General features: G+C 65.9%; 1 pseudogene. It reads left to right on the top strand.

The window, feature by feature from the left end:
* Positions 1 to 328, top strand: a pseudogene (locus ACLJNW_RS23950) (2-oxoglutarate dehydrogenase E1 component); the annotation flags it as partial.

Below are 328 nucleotides of genomic sequence, written 5' to 3'. Positions count from 1 at the left end.
CTGCGGCCTGACCATGCTGCTGCCGCACGGCTATGAGGGGCAGGGCCCGGAGCACTCCTCCGCGCGCCTGGAGCGCTACCTGCAGCTCTGTGCCGAGCAGAACATCCAGGTCTGCGTGCCGACCACCCCGGCTCAGGTCTACCACATGCTCCGCCGTCAGGTGATCCGCCCGCTGCGCAAGCCGCTGGTGGTGATGACGCCGAAGTCCCTGCTGCGTCACAAGCTCGCCATCTCGACCCTGGAAGATCTGGCCAACGGTTCCTTCCAGACTGTGATCCCGGAAATCGACAGCCTGGATCCGAAGAAGGTCGACCGCGTCGTGCTGTGC

Source organism: Salmonella sp. SAL4457, assembly GCF_046548235.1.
GTDB lineage: Bacteria > Pseudomonadota > Gammaproteobacteria > Enterobacterales > Enterobacteriaceae > Salmonella > Salmonella enterica.
The sequence above is the reverse complement of the archived record's forward strand: the minus strand, read 5'-3'. Positions and strand labels throughout refer to the sequence as shown.